At 44.5% G+C, this 15,799-nt stretch carries 14 protein-coding genes; 9 read left to right on the forward strand and 5 right to left on the reverse strand.

Annotated elements, in window-relative coordinates:
* The first annotated feature begins 64 nt into the window (after nucleotides 1-64).
* Entirely contained in the window at nucleotides 65-679 is a 615-nt protein-coding gene (locus tag ACLWBD_RS08790) for a glutathione S-transferase family protein (protein WP_063207416.1), read from the forward strand.
* On the opposite strand, the gene ttcA is transcribed toward ACLWBD_RS08790, so the two are convergent.
* Together ttcA and ACLWBD_RS08800 are read right to left on the reverse strand one after the other, a co-directional pair.
* Nucleotides 609-1,445, reverse strand: a complete 837-nt coding sequence (gene ttcA / locus ACLWBD_RS08795; RefSeq protein WP_413570664.1) for a tRNA 2-thiocytidine(32) synthetase TtcA — start codon at nucleotides 1,443-1,445, stop codon at nucleotides 609-611. The two genes, ACLWBD_RS08790 and ttcA, sit on opposite strands and share 71 nt — an antisense overlap.
* Nucleotides 1,426-2,484 carry a mechanosensitive ion channel family protein gene (locus ACLWBD_RS08800; protein ID WP_063207410.1) on the reverse strand — a complete coding sequence of 353 codons (1,059 nt, stop codon included), beginning with the start codon at nucleotides 2,482-2,484 and terminating at the stop codon, nucleotides 1,426-1,428. Before ACLWBD_RS08800 ends, ttcA begins: the two co-directional genes overlap by 20 nt.
* 111 nt (nucleotides 2,485-2,595) lie before the next feature.
* Here ACLWBD_RS08800 and ACLWBD_RS08805 point away from each other — a divergent pair, with 111 nt between their 5' ends.
* Nucleotides 2,596-4,158: a hypothetical protein gene (locus tag ACLWBD_RS08805; RefSeq protein WP_063207407.1), complete on the forward strand. Its 1,563-nt coding sequence runs from the start codon at nucleotides 2,596-2,598 to the stop codon at nucleotides 4,156-4,158.
* Nucleotides 4,159-4,262: 104 nt separating this feature from the next.
* Here ACLWBD_RS08805 and ACLWBD_RS08810 read toward each other — a convergent pair whose 3' ends face one another.
* A complete protein-coding gene (locus ACLWBD_RS08810) occupies nucleotides 4,263-4,985 on the reverse strand; it encodes a hypothetical protein (protein ID WP_413570667.1) in 723 nt (240 codons plus the stop codon).
* Between the two features lie 312 nt (nucleotides 4,986-5,297).
* Between ACLWBD_RS08810 and ACLWBD_RS08815 the strand changes: the two genes are divergently transcribed.
* The 5 genes from ACLWBD_RS08815 to ACLWBD_RS08835 all read left to right on the forward strand — a co-directional run bounded on the left by ACLWBD_RS08815 (nucleotide 5,298) and on the right by ACLWBD_RS08835 (nucleotide 10,536).
* Nucleotides 5,298-6,422 (forward strand): hypothetical protein, encoded by a 1,125-nt coding sequence (locus ACLWBD_RS08815; RefSeq protein WP_413570669.1) that lies wholly within the window; start codon nucleotides 5,298-5,300, stop codon nucleotides 6,420-6,422.
* On the forward strand, nucleotides 6,419-7,126 hold the full coding sequence (locus ACLWBD_RS08820; RefSeq protein WP_413570671.1) for a L,D-transpeptidase family protein: 708 nt from the start codon (nucleotides 6,419-6,421) through the stop codon (nucleotides 7,124-7,126). The genes ACLWBD_RS08815 and ACLWBD_RS08820 overlap by 4 nt, the downstream gene beginning before the upstream one ends.
* A 137-nt stretch (nucleotides 7,127-7,263) precedes the next feature.
* Complete coding sequence (locus ACLWBD_RS08825; RefSeq protein WP_063207399.1) at nucleotides 7,264-8,007, forward strand: PilZ domain-containing protein; 744 nt, start codon at nucleotides 7,264-7,266, stop codon at nucleotides 8,005-8,007.
* A gap of 63 nt (nucleotides 8,008-8,070) precedes the next feature.
* Nucleotides 8,071-9,876 (forward strand): hypothetical protein, encoded by a 1,806-nt coding sequence (locus ACLWBD_RS08830; RefSeq protein WP_063207396.1) that lies wholly within the window; start codon nucleotides 8,071-8,073, stop codon nucleotides 9,874-9,876.
* Nucleotides 9,877-9,900: 24 nt separating this feature from the next.
* Complete coding sequence (locus ACLWBD_RS08835) at nucleotides 9,901-10,536, forward strand: RDD family protein (RefSeq protein ID WP_063207393.1); 636 nt, start codon at nucleotides 9,901-9,903, stop codon at nucleotides 10,534-10,536.
* Here the strand turns inward: ACLWBD_RS08835 and ACLWBD_RS08840 are convergent.
* Entirely contained in the window at nucleotides 10,513-11,679 is a 1,167-nt protein-coding gene (locus ACLWBD_RS08840; RefSeq protein ID WP_413570674.1) for an RNA methyltransferase, read from the reverse strand. The two genes, ACLWBD_RS08835 and ACLWBD_RS08840, sit on opposite strands and share 24 nt — an antisense overlap.
* A gap of 67 nt (nucleotides 11,680-11,746) precedes the next feature.
* Between ACLWBD_RS08840 and ACLWBD_RS08845 the strand changes: the two genes are divergently transcribed.
* Nucleotides 11,747-12,181 carry a hypothetical protein gene (locus ACLWBD_RS08845; RefSeq protein WP_063244614.1) on the forward strand — a complete coding sequence of 145 codons (435 nt, stop codon included), beginning with the start codon at nucleotides 11,747-11,749 and terminating at the stop codon, nucleotides 12,179-12,181.
* On the opposite strand, the gene ACLWBD_RS08850 is transcribed toward ACLWBD_RS08845, so the two are convergent.
* A complete protein-coding gene (locus ACLWBD_RS08850) occupies nucleotides 12,178-12,825 on the reverse strand; it encodes a hypothetical protein (protein WP_413570676.1) in 648 nt (215 codons plus the stop codon). The two genes, ACLWBD_RS08845 and ACLWBD_RS08850, sit on opposite strands and share 4 nt — an antisense overlap.
* 55 nt (nucleotides 12,826-12,880) lie before the next feature.
* Between ACLWBD_RS08850 and ACLWBD_RS08855 the strand changes: the two genes are divergently transcribed.
* Nucleotides 12,881-15,799, forward strand: coding sequence for a M28 family peptidase (locus tag ACLWBD_RS08855; protein WP_413570678.1), 2,919 nt, complete (start codon nucleotides 12,881-12,883; stop codon nucleotides 15,797-15,799).

Below are 15,799 nucleotides of genomic sequence, written 5' to 3' on the forward strand. Positions count from 1 at the left end.
ATGCAGCTGGTCAGGGGTAACCTTTTATCACAACAGGCGTATGCTGAGTGTTTAGAGGTGAATCATGATTGAATTCTACACAGCCCAAACGCCCAATGGCCGCAAAGTGGCCTTGATGCTTGAGGAATTGGCAATTCCCTACAACCAACACAACATTGATCTTGGAAAGCAAGAGCAGAAGTCCGCAGAGTTTATTGCAAGAAACCCGAACGGAAAAATCCCCGTGATTATTGATACGGAGGGCTCTTATGGCCATAAAACGACTGTGTTTGAAAGCGGTGCTATTCTTTATTATCTCGCAGAAAAGCATCAAGCTTTCTTTGGACATAGCCTTGAAGAGAAAGCACAAGTCATGCAATGGCTGATGTTTCAAATGTCTGCCATCGGACCTATTTTTGGAAATTATCACTATGGAAAGCACACTCTAAAACCTGAAAATCCAGGCTTTATCGAACGTTTCGAAAAAGAGGCTCTTCGTCTTTTGGGAGTGATGGAAATTCAGTTAGAAAAAAATCACTATCTTGCCGGCGAGACATATACTATCGCCGACATTGCGACTTATCCTTGGTTGATTAATTTCATCAAGTCGAAACCAGAATGGTTTGAGTCTAAACCTTCAGTTCGTCGCTGGGCTCAAGTTGTGGGTGAGCGTCCTGCGGTGAAGAAGGTGATGCCTTAAGGTTTTTGAAGTCCCAAAGCTCTTGATCCATCAGTTGGCTTGGCTTGATATTGCCAAGCGCTGTTTGGATCGAGGCATAGACGTTTGGAATTTCTTTTTCCAAATCACGCACGAGTTTTTTAATACGCTGGCGTTTCAATCCATCCTGAGACCCACACAGATTGCAAGGAATGATCGGGAAGTTCCAAACCGCAGCCAATTCTTCAATGTCGCGCTCTGAAACATAAGTCAGAGGTCGAACCAGAATATTTCTTTCGTCGTCCGATTTCAATTTTGCGGGCATTGCTGCCATAGTGCCGACATAAAACAGGTTCAACAACGCTGTGTGAACTACGTCATCGCGGTGATGTCCTAAGGCGAGTTTTGTGAAGCCTTGAGCATGAGCATAATCATACAAAATCGCACGACGAAGACGGGAGCATAAAGAACAATAAGTGGCTCCTTGAACCTTTTCTTTAACAATTGAATAGGTGTCTTTTTCAACAACGTGAAGCTTCACGCCAATACTTTCGATCCAGGCCTTAAAAGCCGTCGCATCAAAACCCGGTTGCTTTTGATCTAGGATCGCGGCTTCAACTTGAAATTTTCTTTCCGAACGACGTTGGATCTCAGTCAATAAAGCCAAAAGAACACTTGAGTCCTTGCCGCCAGAAACGCAAACCATCACCTTGTCGCCATCTTCAATCATATTGAAGTCATTCAAGGCTTGAGTGATTTGTTTGCGAATTTTAATGGCTAAGGGATGCTCAAAGTTTACCGTGCTCATGGTTCAGGGTTCTATCTGAAAACTCGATCACTTGTCGAGCTAATTTCAAGTTCGCCGCTCTGAGGGCTTCAATTCCACGGATGAGAACCTTATCCCCAACATTGAATTGAGAACCGTAATTATCCAGGAAGTAGATAATTTTAATTTGAATCCAGTTTTCATTAGATTCATTCACATACGCCCAAGGCGCTGGAATGCCGCGAATTTCACCAATACCGGCCACGGTGCGCTCCAAAACCTGTTTTGCCAGCTCCACGTTTTCTCCGTAAGCCAAGCGGAAGACTTGGCTGCGGACGATCGGTGTTTCCGGTGGAGAGAAGTTCGAGATCGTGGCATTTGCCATAAAACGGTTCGGTAGCGTGATGAGTTCATCGGAAAAACCCACAAGAGTTGTGGAGCGCCACGTGATCTCTCGCACCTGACCTGTTGTCTTTTGGATCCCGCTGACGATTTCTAACCAGTCACCAATTTCAAAGTTTCTATCAAGCTGTAAAGAAATCCCGGCAAAAAGATTTCCTAGGGTGTCTTGCAAAGCCAAACCCAGAATGACCGAGGCCGCGGCGGAAGTCGCCAGCAAAGGACCGACTTGCAAACCGAAGACGTGAGTCACTCCCCAGAACAAAAGGACGATAGAAAGAATCAAAGAGAAAATATTCACCAGAAGCAAAGGCACGCCATGCTTCATAGAGCCTAAGAAAAGATATTGGAGAACAATCAGTCGGCTGGTTTTAACAAAGACCACGTTCCCCCAAAGGAAGGTGACGATGGCGATGTAGGGGGTGACTTTAGCTATAGTTCCAATTTGTGGTTCTGAAGTTTGCAAAAAGATGAAAACCAAAAATAAAAAACTCAAAACAATGTAATGACGAACCAAAGTTCTGAAGTGATTACGAATGCTGCGATGTCTTTCTTCAGAGGCCTCTTTCAAGAAGAACTTATAAAACACCCAGGTGATGGCGATTAAGCAGCCCAAAAGAATGAAGGGCTCAAGTTCAAGAAGTCCGTAAAGTGCCTGAATTTTGATAAACTTTTCTGCCATAATTGCGGGGTCCCTCGTAAGTCTGATTATAGTGGCTATTTTTTAGTCTAGTCGAGTCTAAAATTTGTGAGGAAGGTAATCTGTGTCGTAACCGCTGCCGATAAGTAAGGCATGAGAAAACACAGTTTATACTTCGCCTTAGGGATGATGATGACAGCCTGCGCACCACAGGGATTTGATGCGGTTCAAAACATCGCGTCGGACACTGTGCAGGACATCGCTTGTAAAGATCAACAGCTTGAAACAAAACTCTGGGATGGACTCAAAACTTATTTGATTGAGCAAAAGTCCATTCCGACGGCCGACGTCATGAAGCAGGCCTTTCATGATCAGGTCGAAAAGCTTTCTGAACAGAATCCTCAATTGACTTCTGCGGAAGTGAAGCGTTTGAACGCCGATCTGGATGCTTTGGTGGATTCGTTGCTCAGTGAAGCCCCGGAAGGAGAAAGAGTTGAGACTCCAGAACAACTTTTGATGCTTCTTTCGGCTATTGATGTCGGGGATCGCACAACAGTCTTCCGTTCATACATGCAAGACAAAGTACGTGGAAACTTCACGCAGTTGCAAAAAACAGTGCAAGCTTTGGATGTGAATTGTTCTAACGACAATGCTTCTTCAGGCACACCATCCCCAGGTGGTGAGGAAGAAATAGAGACTCCGACCACACCGACGGAGCCTTCAGCTCCTGTTGTTGAAGAGCCCAACCGTGACTACGAATGGCACAAACAGCAAGCTTTAGATTCCGGCACTCCATTGTCGGTGTTTGGCGGCCGCTGGGCCTTCGCAACGACTTATCAAAGCTGTCAAAGCGTGCAGCTTCCTTCTTTGAATGCTCAAGTTCCGAATATTCAAGGGATTAGCATCGTGGGTAAACATTCCGACGGAGTGGGCAGCAAACGTCAGATCGCAAGTCTTTCTAAAGTTCAAAACACGCACTATTACATCAAGGATATGACTTCTTACGGTCAAGGTTGCTTCAATGTGCGCTCAAATCCTTTGATCTATGACTACGGTGGAAAGCCTTACGCCACAACGGCGACGAATGCCGAAATCGATATGTTTAAAAATAACGGCGATGGCACCAGTGTTCTTGGTATTGACTGCTCTGGTTATGTATTTACCTCTATGGCTACGGCAGGACTTCGTTTGAAATCCGGTCGCGCTTTGAAGGCTTCGGATGCTTGGGCGTGGGGATCTTCTTCTTATGTAGAACCTCAAAACAATGGTCTTACTTGTTTAAATAAGATCTCTGTTTCCCCAACGACAACGATGAAGGCAGGTGATATCGTCGCGGTTTACGGTCACGTTCTTTTGATTGATAAAGTGGGTGCAGACCCATTCGGTATCAATAGCGTGAAATCCGAAAGCGAATGCTCAAAATTAACTTCCGACCGCTTTGACTTCGTGGTAGCGCAAAGCTCCCCGAATAAAGAAGGTATCGGAATCAACTACTACCAAGCTCGTGATTATCTTCCAACTAGCAGCAAGATGAAAACAGGCTTAGAGAAGTACGCCTATTACACGTGTCTTTCTAAATTCAACGGTAAGACCTACACTCCAAACGTAGGTACTCTGTCAGTGGTTCGCCACAAAGGCACCGCTGATTGCATGGCTCCAAGGGTAAAAATGGCCCGCGAAAGCTGCATCCAGTCTTGTTCTTCGTTGCAGCGGTAGGAAGTCACCGAAGATGAGTTTCGCGGTTTGGCCTGAAACTCATCTTCTCAAATAGTGTTATGCTTAAATTCTTAACGCCGTAACGGCGAAGCTCCGCGTTGATTTTACCGCGTCTGTATCGTTATGCTTTCAGCACTCTTGCTGATCTTAGTCTTATTAAATTTTTTGGCTAACGTAATGATGACATCGCTCCAAGTTCCTTCAGGACAAATATGGGATAAAAGGTCTCGAGCTCTCTTTAATTCATTAAAATCATTTTCATCGACGGTAAGTTCCAGACGAACAGTTTTATTGGATTGAGGTTTCACTATCTCATATGGTTGAGGCGGTTGATTAAATTCTACGGCCAAAACTTTACTGGTTTCAAAGCCGTTTTTGAATTCGATGGATTCCAGAATTTTTTGAGTCTTTTCTGCGGGTACGATATTACCAGTGGTAATTTCGGTCTTAATGCACTTTTGAAGCTGAGTCAGTTGTGAAAGATTCAGAGCGCCTGATTCAAGTTTATCAGCTACTGACGGAATGTTCTTTAGAACACGAGCTGATTGTATTCGTCGGTAGGCGGCTGATTCAGAATATCCTAATCCCTTCGTAAGATAGGAAAACATACTATCAAAGCCTAGCTCGGCATAAAGCTTTCGAGATTCGATTTCGTTAATATAGTGAAGGATTAGATGAGTTATTTTTCTTTCTGAACGGACTAGTTTTTCAAACTGTAAAGTAATTTCTGCGCTCGAAGAGTTTTTAAAGTTCATGGAGTTCCCTTTCCTGTCTGGTAGGACATAAATACCACGTCTTTTGAAAACCCATTTTTTCAGTTTTTCCAAAATCGAACACCTCTCCGTCACTGAGATTATAAATGATTTTATAGTCGATCATAGCCCCTGTAGGAGGAGAAATGTTATAGAAAGAGATCCTCCGCATTTTTCACAAGAAGAGTGCGCAAATGAAATCTTATGGCTATAGAAAACATGGCAAGAAGAAAGTTGTCAAACTTCCAACTCGCAGCGGCTTTTTTCATGGGAAATGATCTTATGAACAGGCTGTCTTCGATTTTCTTGTTCGAAAGAAGTGCCAAAAAGGGCCCCTGTTTAAACTATAGACAGCTCTAAGGCAGTACGTTTTATCCGTAGAGGGTCTTGAAATTGCTGGTTTTAGCCTTGATGGCTAAAATGATGTCCTTGGCTTTAATAACTCTTGCGTGCTTTTCGGCGTGCTCTTTTAAAAAAGACGACGTCGCGGATAAATATGTTCAGGTAAGAGCTGAGTCTATGCCAGAAGAAGAATCTCTTGTGATTGCAGTTCGCTCCGGGTCTAAAGAGGAAGTGGAGCGATTTCTTGGTGAAAAATCTAGTAGCGAACTTGAAGCTATTGTGGCTTTGAACGGCGATCCTTTGGTTTTAGTTGCGGCTCGCCGAGGTTCGGTTGAGATTCTTGAGCTTCTGCGAGGAAAAGGCCTAAATCTTTGGGCGACCAATAAGAAAACTGGTGAAAGTCTATTATCTGATATCAGCATAGTTACAGTCGAAGCTGATTCTGCAGTTAAAGTTTATTTAGAAACATCACTTCGTAAAGATTTAGATATTGCTAAAAGGTATTTCCATAAAGGTAATACGGCAGCAGGCTTGAATATTCTTTCTAAAGCGCGGATTCCATGCACTGTTTTTACAAGGTCTATGATGTTTATGTTATGGGCAAATCCTCATATAGAAGTTGCGCCATTTATGAATGATCTTTTGAAGCAAAAAGAATGCGTACCAGCGAAGACTCAGGTAGAAGCGCAAGATTTCTTGATTCTGGAGTTAAGCGCAAGACTGAAGTTTGGAGTTAACCATTTCGAAACTCTACAAATACTTTCTGAAAGTACAAATACGAAAATACAAAAGTTTGATGGTAACCCCATTGTAACTTCGAACTCAAACAACCTTGTTCGTGTGAACTTAACTTATTCACCGCTTGCTCTGGTGTATTTATATGAGAAGACAGATCCAGCAGGGCAATCTGCTACTGCGGAGGATATTAATAAAGCGGCTTCAAATATCGTGCAATTAATCGAAGAGCCTGAATTGGTATTACAGGTGGCAGTGCCTGAAGAAAATGTTGCAACTAGTATTACTTATAGCGGAGTAAAATATCAGCAAGCAGAGCTATTTCGTTTTCGAGATTATGTGAAGCTTGAATTTAACGATTACGCTGAATCACTTTCAAAAAAATATAATTTACAAAGATACTCTTTATATCCGAGCGATGAGAGGTCCCAATGAAACATTTTATTATAGCTTTATCAGTCTTTGGAGTTGCGCAAGGAGCCTTTGCGGGAAAGTACAACTGCAAGAACATTGACTCCATCGTTGAAGATTCGAGTTTAGTAGACTTGACAGGTGAAAGCCTTGAGGCGCTACAAAGTAGAAAAATTCATGGCAATAAGATTATCGTTTCGAAAGAAGGAAAGAGACTTTTTCTATTTAACGGCGATAATCTTTTGAGAGTCTATAACGTCGCGTTAGGAAGATCTCCTTACGGACATAAAACTCAAGAAGGTGACAACAAAACTCCAGAAGGAGTTTATCAAATTGATTTCAAAAAGAAGGATAGTGAGTATCATAAAGCTTTGCACGTAAATTATCCAAGCAAGGCAGATGTCGAGAGGACTAAAAAAATATCGCTGAAGAAAGGTGTGGAGTTGAGCCCTGGTGGCGACATTATGATTCATGGTCTGCCGAATGACGACACGTCTCGTTTCTTTGTTGATAAAGCTCATCCGGTTATTAACTGGACGCGCGGATGTATTGCCGTGACGAACGAAGAGATCGAGGAGTTATATCAATTAGTTCCGGTAAAAACAGAACTTGAAATCTGTCCGGCTAATGAGCGCGGAGCTCCGAATAGTGCTTTGAGAATCGCAGAAGATATTGGGAAGGAAGAGCAAGATTTAAAATCGATATCCATCCCAGGAAAAGCGCAATAGATTCTTTCAGAGGTTAATTTCAAAAGGCCGCCTGTTCTAGGTGGCCTTTTCTTTTGCACCCACCAAAGTCCAGTTGAACTCAAAGAATTCGTGCCCCCTGAAGTGCGTTTCGTTTAGCATATTTCTGGGGGATTTTCATGACAGAAGCGGAACTTAAAAGGCCAACCGGGATTTATTTGCTGGCGGTTCTTTTTATGCTCGCTCCTTTGGGGAATCTCGCGATCAGCTTTGCAGGTAGTGGCGTTCCTCATTGGTATTTACCTTCCACATTGATTGAATTTTTAAAAGCGGTCTCCCTTCTTGATTGGTCTTGGTTGGGATTTCTTTTCCTCTCTGGGATTCTTCTTTTTAAAGCCCATAAAACCTCTTGGACCATCGCCATTCTTTCCTTGGTGTTCGTCTTAGGATTGAACATCTATCGCTTTAGCACTCATGCCTTAGAGGGTGATGGTCTGTTCGTGCAAACCCAACTGGTTCTTTCAAGCTTCGTCACAGTCGGAGTTCTTCTTTTAGCGTTTTATTTCCGCTTCCCTTATCTGGATCGTCGTGCGCAATGGCTTTTCCCGACAGCGCATCGCTATGATTTCGTCACGCCGGTGGACGTGGTTGCTCAAGATATCTTTGAGGGCGTCACCGAATCCATTTCTGTTTCGGGAGCCCGCATTCGCCTCAAAAGAGATCTTGAGGGGAGTTCGCGGGATTTGCGTTTTGTGGACGTGATTTTCCCTGCCATTCGCAATTTGAAGGTGAAGTGTAAAGTCGTGGAATATCACGAAAACGTGCTTCGTTTGAAATTTAAAGACTTAAGCCGGGGAGATCGAGGGTATCTGCATGACTGGTTTCGGTCTCAGATTGAGACGAATCAGAAATCCGAAGGTTAAGTCTAGGTTCTCGTTAAGTATTTTAAAAAGTGTACCGAAAAGACTCAAAAGCATGAGGTCGATATGATTGGGAAGTTTAAGCCAAGTTCGTTGCTAAAAAATCTCGCAGCAGGAATTTCTGTTGTGACTATGTGTATTGCGCCGGTCGCTGAGGGTGCTGCAGCATCGAACCAAAAGAAGTTGATCAATCAATACCTGAAAGAAACGGGTTTAACGACAAAGAAAATGACTGTCGGTGAATACTGGCGCATGGTTCGTCACGTTTACCCAGATCATCTTCAATCACAAATGGATCAATGGGTGGCATTAAACCGCAACCAGATGATGCCGTCGATTGAAGCCAGCACATTCAAAGACTCTAACGGCAATGAACAAGTTCGTTTGACGCTGACGAAAGATGGTCAAACAATGAATTTGAATTTCACGGGTGATGAAGAAAATCCGTTGAAAGTAAATGGCGTTCCTGTTCAGAAAAAAGAACTCCTCAACTATAACAGCTTTAATGCTTTAGCTGGTAAGTTGGCAAAACAAGATCCCATGATCAATAAATCCCTGAAAACCGGCAAACAAAAGCCGTTGGGGAATGACTTCGTTCTTTCTTACAAAGAATACGTAAAACTTTCTGCACGTCAAAAAGCGGAATACATGATTCGTATGCGTCGTGCGATGGAAGCGGCTCAACGTGTTTACACCGCGATCTACGGCGCACAAGCGATGAACGAGTTCAATAGCAGCAATAAGTACGAATTCGTTTTAAATTTCCTATTCGGAGAAGAAGCTCAAGCCGCAGGCCTTACGGGTAAAAACTGTATCGTAGCTGGTTACTTGTCAGTTTACGGTGAAAACGGTTCTTGCGGTGGTAACAAGCAAGGTGCTGATGACCTAAAACGTAAGATGGCAGCAAGTGGCGCTTCTTGTGCGAGCAACGGTGTTGCTTGTAATCCGATGGTTTATGGTTTCAATTCTTCTGGTCAAGCGTTCTGTGTAAGCCGCGCTGACGTGAAGTATGCGACTCGTACTTGTAACTCAATGTCTCCACTGAATGGTGGTGATGAAAAATCAACGGCTTTAAATAAGAAACGTATCATCGAGTCTTACTTGAAAAGCAAAGGTCAAAACATTGATCTTCAGTTGAATGATGAAAACAAAATTCCTGAAGAACAATACAAGCAGATTTCTACTTATCTGACTGATTTAAAAGCTTATATCTCTTCAGCGATTGGCGCTTGTGATACAGCTCCTTTGAAAGATATCCAAAAGCAGCGTGAAGACCAAGTCAACGCTTGCCAAGAGATCAAAGACCGCGCGTTTGAATTGCAAGCTTTTGCTGTGAACCCAACGCCTCCAACGCCACTTCCTAATCCAGATCCAGGTGTAAATAACTGTACGGATCAAGGCCGTGGTCAAGCAGGTCCTGATGGTCAATGTAAATGTCCAGAAGGTCAAAAAGAAGGCGAAGGCGGCATCTGTATGATCGTTGAGACCGGCGGTGGCGGCGATCTTCCAGGTGGTAAAGAAGTCACGAAAAAAGAAGACAGCTGTGGTTTCTGGTGCCGTAATAAAAACTGGATCATTCCAGTGGGTGTTGGTTTGTTAGCTCTAGGTGCTTTCTGGTGGTTGTTCAAAAAAGACAGCAAAGCTAAGAGCACAGATCCTGTATATGTGCCACCAGCTCCAGTGCCAGAACCGACGGCAACAGCTACGGCGACTCCACCAGTTGTTGAGCCGCCTCCTCCAGCACCATGTCCAGCACCAAATACATTGGTGAATGGAGTTTGTGTGCCACCGGTTGTTGTGCCTCCTCCGACCACCACCACAGAAGGTGGAACAAAGACGGATGATGGAATCAAAGCGGGCGGGGTTCGATAACCCGGGCCCCTTGCAAGGAAGCAAATGTTTATTGATAAAAATCACGATAAGACACATCCACAGCGGGCTCCTCTGAAAAGAGAAGCCCCTGTGCCGTTAATAGGGCCTGGAATTCGCCGTCGTCGCGCTCCCGGGACGCCTCCCACTTCGAAAGTGAATGAGATCTTTAAAGATCGCAAGGCTCTTAATTTTGATCAAAACACAGGATTTCATGGGGGAGCTTCGCGCCGCAAAGGCTATCGTTTGGCCCTGTGGTCGTGGCTGGCTTCGTTCATTGATGCTTTGATTTTGATTTCAGCAAGCTGTGCTTTTATTGCGTCGTTCTCGCTCATTATGCGCACTTCGGTGGGGGCTCTTTTAGGAACTCTCACTCACAGTCAGCATCAGCTTTTATTCTTTGCTGAAGTGTTTTTTATTTTCGGTTGGATTTATATGATTTCCATCCGTACTCTGATGGGATCGACAATAGGTGAATGGGCTTGTGATTTAAGATTAGGTCAGCCTCACGAGCGCATGCAGTCGGGTTATATTTTCCGAGTCGCTTTGCGCAGCACTTTGATTTTACTCACAGGTGTGGTGACTTTGCCGGTGCTTTCTTTGCTTTCAGGAAAAGATCTTGCCGGAGTGCTTTCTGGCTTAAGACTGTTTTCTTTGAAGTAATCCTAAAACTTCATAATGATTTGTCTGCGGGAACTGATCGACGATGAAAGTTTCCCGCAACTCATAGCCGTATTCCTGAAGACGTTCTAAATCCGTCACCATGGATTCCGGAAAACAAGACATGTAAATAAAAAAGGGCGGACGCTTTTCTAAAGAAAGTTCACCCAAGGGGTTTAGAAAATTCATCAATCCCGATCGCGGTGGGTTTGCTAAAACGCCATCGAACTGAGAAAAATCTTCGGTGAGTTTTTTCTGAAAATCTCCCCGGTGGATTTCAATCTTCGATTTAAGATGCTGAAGATCCGAAGGTAAATGATCTAAAGTCATTCGCAAGCCATTTAAGGAAAGCTCATCGATTTCGCAGGCTAAAACACTTTCAGCCGCAGCTAAAGTAGGCAAAGTTAAATTGCCGATCCCCGAGCCAAACTCGATAATGCGGCTGCGGGGAAACGAAGCGATCCAGGTATTGATCACGTCACAGATAACTTTATTAGCGCGAAGACTGGGTTGAGTGAAGCTTGCGACTTGGCAGTACAAATCCACCGGTCGATCCTTCATCCAGGTTTGAAACCAAACGTGAAGTTCAGGGTCTCGCAGTTTGTATTCTTGTCCATTCCAAAAAGGAACTTTGCGTCTTTGGCCGATTTCGACGAAGGCTTTTTCTTGAAGGCGACGTAAAAGATTTTTTTCGTCTAATAGAGCTTTAATATCGACATTGGCAAAATCAAGCCACGCCCCCTTTTGTCCTTGGGGGCCGACACGCAGACGAATGGAGCCTTTTTTAAAGGGCCATTGCAGCTCACGGAATTCAGTCAACCAGGCCGAAAGCTGTGGTGAAAGTTGAGAGCACGTGGCTAAGTCTACGATCTCTCTTTTGCCTTTATGGTAAAGGCCCAATCGACCGTCTTCGAGGCTGAAATCAAGGCGGTCACGTAAGAACCCCGCCCCGGCAGAAAGAGCTTGGACGGGCGAGGGTGAAAGAATGTTTGAGGCGCTAAATAGTTGCTTTAGTTGTTCTTTTTTAAAGTCTATTTGGGCCCCATAAGGTACGCCCAAGGATTGACATCCTGAGCAATCGGCTTGGTATGAGCAAGGCACCACGGCTTGGTGGTCAAAGTTTTCTTTTTCTAACAGGTTTGCCATTGAATGCTTGCCCCGACCTTTTCGGTGATATATTTCTGAACACCTATTTTAGCAGGTATTGGAGGGGATGATGAAGGTTTTCTTGCTTTCCATCACAATGATTTTCGCAGGACTGACAGCACAGGCTGCTAATAACCCTTGGATGCGCACATGCCGTATCGATCAAGGCCAATTCTGGACGATCAAAGTAGGCAGTGACGAACAGGCCCTGTGTTTGTTTGGCGATGCCTCTATCGGAGCTGAGACTTTCTTTCTTTTTAAAACCAATGCCGGCGTAGGTGACGCTATCGACGCTTACAAGCACCGCAAATCCTCATCACCTCGCGGTGGTGTCTGTGGCGCCTTCGATGCGGAACTTATCGAAGGAAAAGACACTTCGGGTCGCACGTTCAATATATGCCGCTTTGATGATGGTTCTTTGATTGAAGAGACCACATTGTGGTTGGGCGCAGGCTCAGGTTCGAACGAAGCCTTGGATCGCGCCCTTTCAAAAACTTACTAGTTCTTGGCCGTTTCTTCGGGGCGCAGTGAGTAGATACATGAGCTTGCGTCCTTCGTGATTCCATCTTCTAAGTGAAGATCTCTTTTTGTAAAACCCAATGTGACATGCGGATAGAAAGCTTCGGGATTAAAATCCTGGGCTTTTCCACCTTTAGACGTATAGAGCATTTGCACCGCTTTTCTAATCTGGAAAAGACGATCGGATTCTACAACCACGTAGTAGGTAGATTCTTTATGCCCGCGATCTTCCACGGATCCCTGGCCTACGCACAAAAGTTTGTAAGGCGCTTTCTTAATATCCATCTTATCAGCCAAGACTTGAATCTCTTTCATCGAAACTTTCTTCTGAATTTTCTTATACTCCGGCGGAGTGATCACCGTGATATGAGCTTCTCCCCGGTGTTGTAAGGAAACGTGTTGAGATTTCTCTAAATCCACACGCAGTTTTTCAAAGGCCGTGTAGGGAAGATCCAAAGAAAGATAGTTCGAAGGACCTTTGTGATCGACTGACGCGATAGAACGGCTGGAAACTTTAAGGTCTGACTCGTTGTAGTGAAGCGAAGAGAGCTTATAAGGAGACGAGCTTGCACAGGCAGTCAGTGAAAGTGAAATGATAAATCCGTGAAACGTGCGCATCATATTCATTCTTTTCCTTCCGGCGGTTGACATAAAACTGTCGTACTTTTAGGCTACACGCACTATGAAAAAAGTGAAAGTTCTTCTTACAAGTGCCTGCATTTTCTCTGCTATTTCCTGCCAGTACAAGGAAGCAAAACCCACCCAGTCCAAGTCTGAGACTGTGGCAGCCACAAGTGGTTCTTTTATCAATGAACCCAATCAATTGATGGCTGAATCGCGCCAAATGACCTTTGTTGGACCTAAGTCAGGAGAAGGCTATTTCAGTCCGGATGGAAAGAAGATGATCTTTCAAAGTGAAAGAGAGCCAGGAAATCCCTTCTATCAAATGTATGTGATGGATTTAATCAGTGGCGAAACGGTGCGAGTTTCTCCGGGGCAAGGTAAAACGACTTGCGGGTGGATTCATCCTTCGATGAAGAAGGTGCTTTATTCTTCCACGCATTTAGACCCCGCAACAAAAAAGAAGACCGAAGAGGAGATCGACAATCGTAAAAAAGCTGTCAAAGCACGTTACTCATGGAGCTTTGATGATAGCTACGACATCTTTGATTCAAATCTTCAAGGAGGCAGCATTCATCGCCTGACGAAAGAAAAAGGCTATGATGCAGAGGCCTCTTACTCTCCAGATGGTCAGTTGATTGCATTTGCTTCAAATCGCGCTGGTTACACAGAAAAACTAGAAGGCGAAGACAAAAAGCTTTTTGAGCAAGACCCTTCTTATATGATGGACATCTACATCATGAAATCCGACGGCTCTCAAGTGAAGCGTCTGACAGACTCAAAAGGTTATGATGGCGGTCCGTTCTTTAGCGCTGATGGTAAAAAGATCACTTGGCGTCGTTTTGCTCCGAATGGATCAACGGCAGAAATCTATACGATGAATGTGGATGGTTCTGACCAAAAACAAATCACGCGTTTAAAGTCCATGTCGTGGGCGCCGTTCTTTCATCCTTCGGGAGATTACATAATATTTGGTTCGAGTGTTCTAGGTTACTCTAACTTTGAACTTTTCATCGTGGATGCTGAAGGCAAACAGGCTCCAGTTCGTGTCACTTTTGATGATGGTTTTGATGGTCTTCCTGTTTTCACTCCCGATGGCAACAACCTTTCCTGGACCCATAGAAACGAAAAAGGGGATTCGCAAATCCTGATTGCTAAGTGGGACGATGTCTTAGCCAGAAAACTTCTAGGGCTTCCTGCGCAAGATCCTGCGGCGGGTTCTCTTTCTCCTGAAGTGAAGGTCGAGGACATCAAGAAGTGGGTTTACTATTTGGCCTCGCCTGAATTTCAAGGGCGCGGAACAGGGTCTGTTCAAGAAAAGGTTTACACAGAAAAGTTAGCGCAACTCTTTAAGTCTTGGGGTTTGCAAGGTGCCGGACCTAAGGGCTCATACTTTGATACCTTCGAATTCACTTCAGGTGTTCAATTAGGATCTCAGAACTTACTTGAAGTTGTGGGTTCTTATAAAAAGAAATACGAAGTTTCTAAAGACTTCGAGCCGATTTCGTTCTCTAAAATTGGCGACTTCCGCGAAGCCCCGATCGTTTTTGTCGGGTACGGAATTAAAGCTCCAGCCAGTGATAAAGAGCCTGAATACAATTCTTATAAGGGTCTCGACGTTAAAGGTAAGTGGGTTTTGGCATTGACGGATCTGCCAGCGGATATCACATCCCAAAGACGTCACTATCTAAATCTGTATTCTCGTCTGCAACATAAGGTGACGGTAGCAAAGAACGAAGGAGCATTAGGTATCATTATTGCGAATGGTCCAGTCAGCGGCTTGCCTGAAAAGTTTGGCAAGATCAAATTTGAAGGTTCTTTGTCAGAGGGGACGCTTGCAGTATTAAGAATGTCTGAGGCCGCAGCTACAGATCTATTGAAGTATGCAGGTCAAGACCTGGGAGCTTTGCAAAAACGCTTAGATAAGGGCGAGATTGTCGACGCTGTCGTTATTCCATCGGCTTACATCAAAGCCAAAGTCGATTTGCAATTCCAAAAATCAACGGGCGTTAATGTTGTCGCGAAACTTCCAGCTCCGGGCGCAAAGAGTTCCGTCATGATCGGGGCTCACGGTGATCACCTGGGTCATGGACAATTCGGCAGCACACTCGCTCGTGGTGATGAAATCGGTAAATCACATTACGGCGCTGACGATAATGCTTCGGGTGTTTCTGGCGTGATGGAGCTAGCTCATTACTACGCCCATCTAGCCAAGGTTTCTCCGAATAAGATTAAGAAGAATCTTTACTTCGGGGTGTGGTCCGGGGAGGAGCTGGGAAATCTGGGTTCTTCTCACTTCACTAAAAATATTGTGAAACATAACATCGTCGCTTATCTGAACATGGATATGGTCGGTCGCTTGAAAGACCGACTGTTTGTACAAGGCTTGGGTTCCGGAGATCACTGGGTTCCGTTAGCCGAAGAAGTTGGAATCCGCTCGGCAGTTCCGATGGTGGTGCAAGAAGATCCTTATCTTCCAACGGATTCTTTGGCGTTCTATATGGCTGGAGTGCCTACGGCCAACTTTTTCACGGGTTCGCACAGTGAATACCACACTCCTCGCGATACGGCCGATCTTGTGAATTACGAAGGTGTCGTTAAGGTTCTGAAAGTCGTCCAAGGCTTTAGTGATGTCTTGGCGGACTCTTCTTTACCAATGGTGAAATACGTCAAAGTTGCGGGATCTCAAAATAAACTAGAAGGTCGCAGCTTCCGCGTGTATCTGGGAACGATTCCTGATTACTCCCAAGAAGGCGTGAAGGGTGTTCGGATCACGGGTGCTTCTAAAGACAGTCCTGCAGAAGCTGCGGGAGTGAAAGAAAAAGACATCATCGTTGAGTTCGACAATACCAAGATCGAAAATCTTTATGACTATGTTTATACTTTACAGGCCGTGAAGCCAAATAAAGAAACCATCATGAAAGTTCTGCGTGATGGAAAAGTGATCGATCTCAAGATCACACCAAGATTAAAAGAATAA

The organism is Bdellovibrio sp. HCB117 (assembly GCF_047305915.1).
Lineage (GTDB): Bacteria > Bdellovibrionota > Bdellovibrionia > Bdellovibrionales > Bdellovibrionaceae > Bdellovibrio > Bdellovibrio bacteriovorus_B.

Excerpts from the sequence above, each read along its gene's own strand:
- ACLWBD_RS08790 (WP_063207416.1), top strand. The coding sequence starts at position 65 with ATGATTGAATTCTACACAGCCCAAACGCCCAATGGCCGCAAAGTGGCC.
- ttcA (WP_413570664.1), bottom strand. The coding sequence starts at position 1,445 with ATGAGCACGGTAAACTTTGAGCATCCCTTAGCCATTAAAATTCGCAAA.
- ACLWBD_RS08800 (WP_063207410.1), bottom strand. The coding sequence starts at position 2,484 with ATGGCAGAAAAGTTTATCAAAATTCAGGCACTTTACGGACTTCTTGAA.
- ACLWBD_RS08805 (WP_063207407.1), top strand. The coding sequence starts at position 2,596 with ATGAGAAAACACAGTTTATACTTCGCCTTAGGGATGATGATGACAGCC.
- ACLWBD_RS08820 (WP_413570671.1), top strand. The coding sequence starts at position 6,419 with ATGAAACATTTTATTATAGCTTTATCAGTCTTTGGAGTTGCGCAAGGA.
- ACLWBD_RS08825 (WP_063207399.1), top strand. The coding sequence starts at position 7,264 with ATGACAGAAGCGGAACTTAAAAGGCCAACCGGGATTTATTTGCTGGCG.
- ACLWBD_RS08830 (WP_063207396.1), top strand. The coding sequence starts at position 8,071 with ATGATTGGGAAGTTTAAGCCAAGTTCGTTGCTAAAAAATCTCGCAGCA.
- ACLWBD_RS08835 (WP_063207393.1), top strand. The coding sequence starts at position 9,901 with ATGTTTATTGATAAAAATCACGATAAGACACATCCACAGCGGGCTCCT.
- ACLWBD_RS08840 (WP_413570674.1), bottom strand. The coding sequence starts at position 11,679 with ATGGCAAACCTGTTAGAAAAAGAAAACTTTGACCACCAAGCCGTGGTG.
- ACLWBD_RS08845 (WP_063244614.1), top strand. The coding sequence starts at position 11,747 with ATGATGAAGGTTTTCTTGCTTTCCATCACAATGATTTTCGCAGGACTG.
- ACLWBD_RS08850 (WP_413570676.1), bottom strand. The coding sequence starts at position 12,825 with ATGAATATGATGCGCACGTTTCACGGATTTATCATTTCACTTTCACTG.
- ACLWBD_RS08855 (WP_413570678.1), top strand. The coding sequence starts at position 12,881 with ATGAAAAAAGTGAAAGTTCTTCTTACAAGTGCCTGCATTTTCTCTGCT.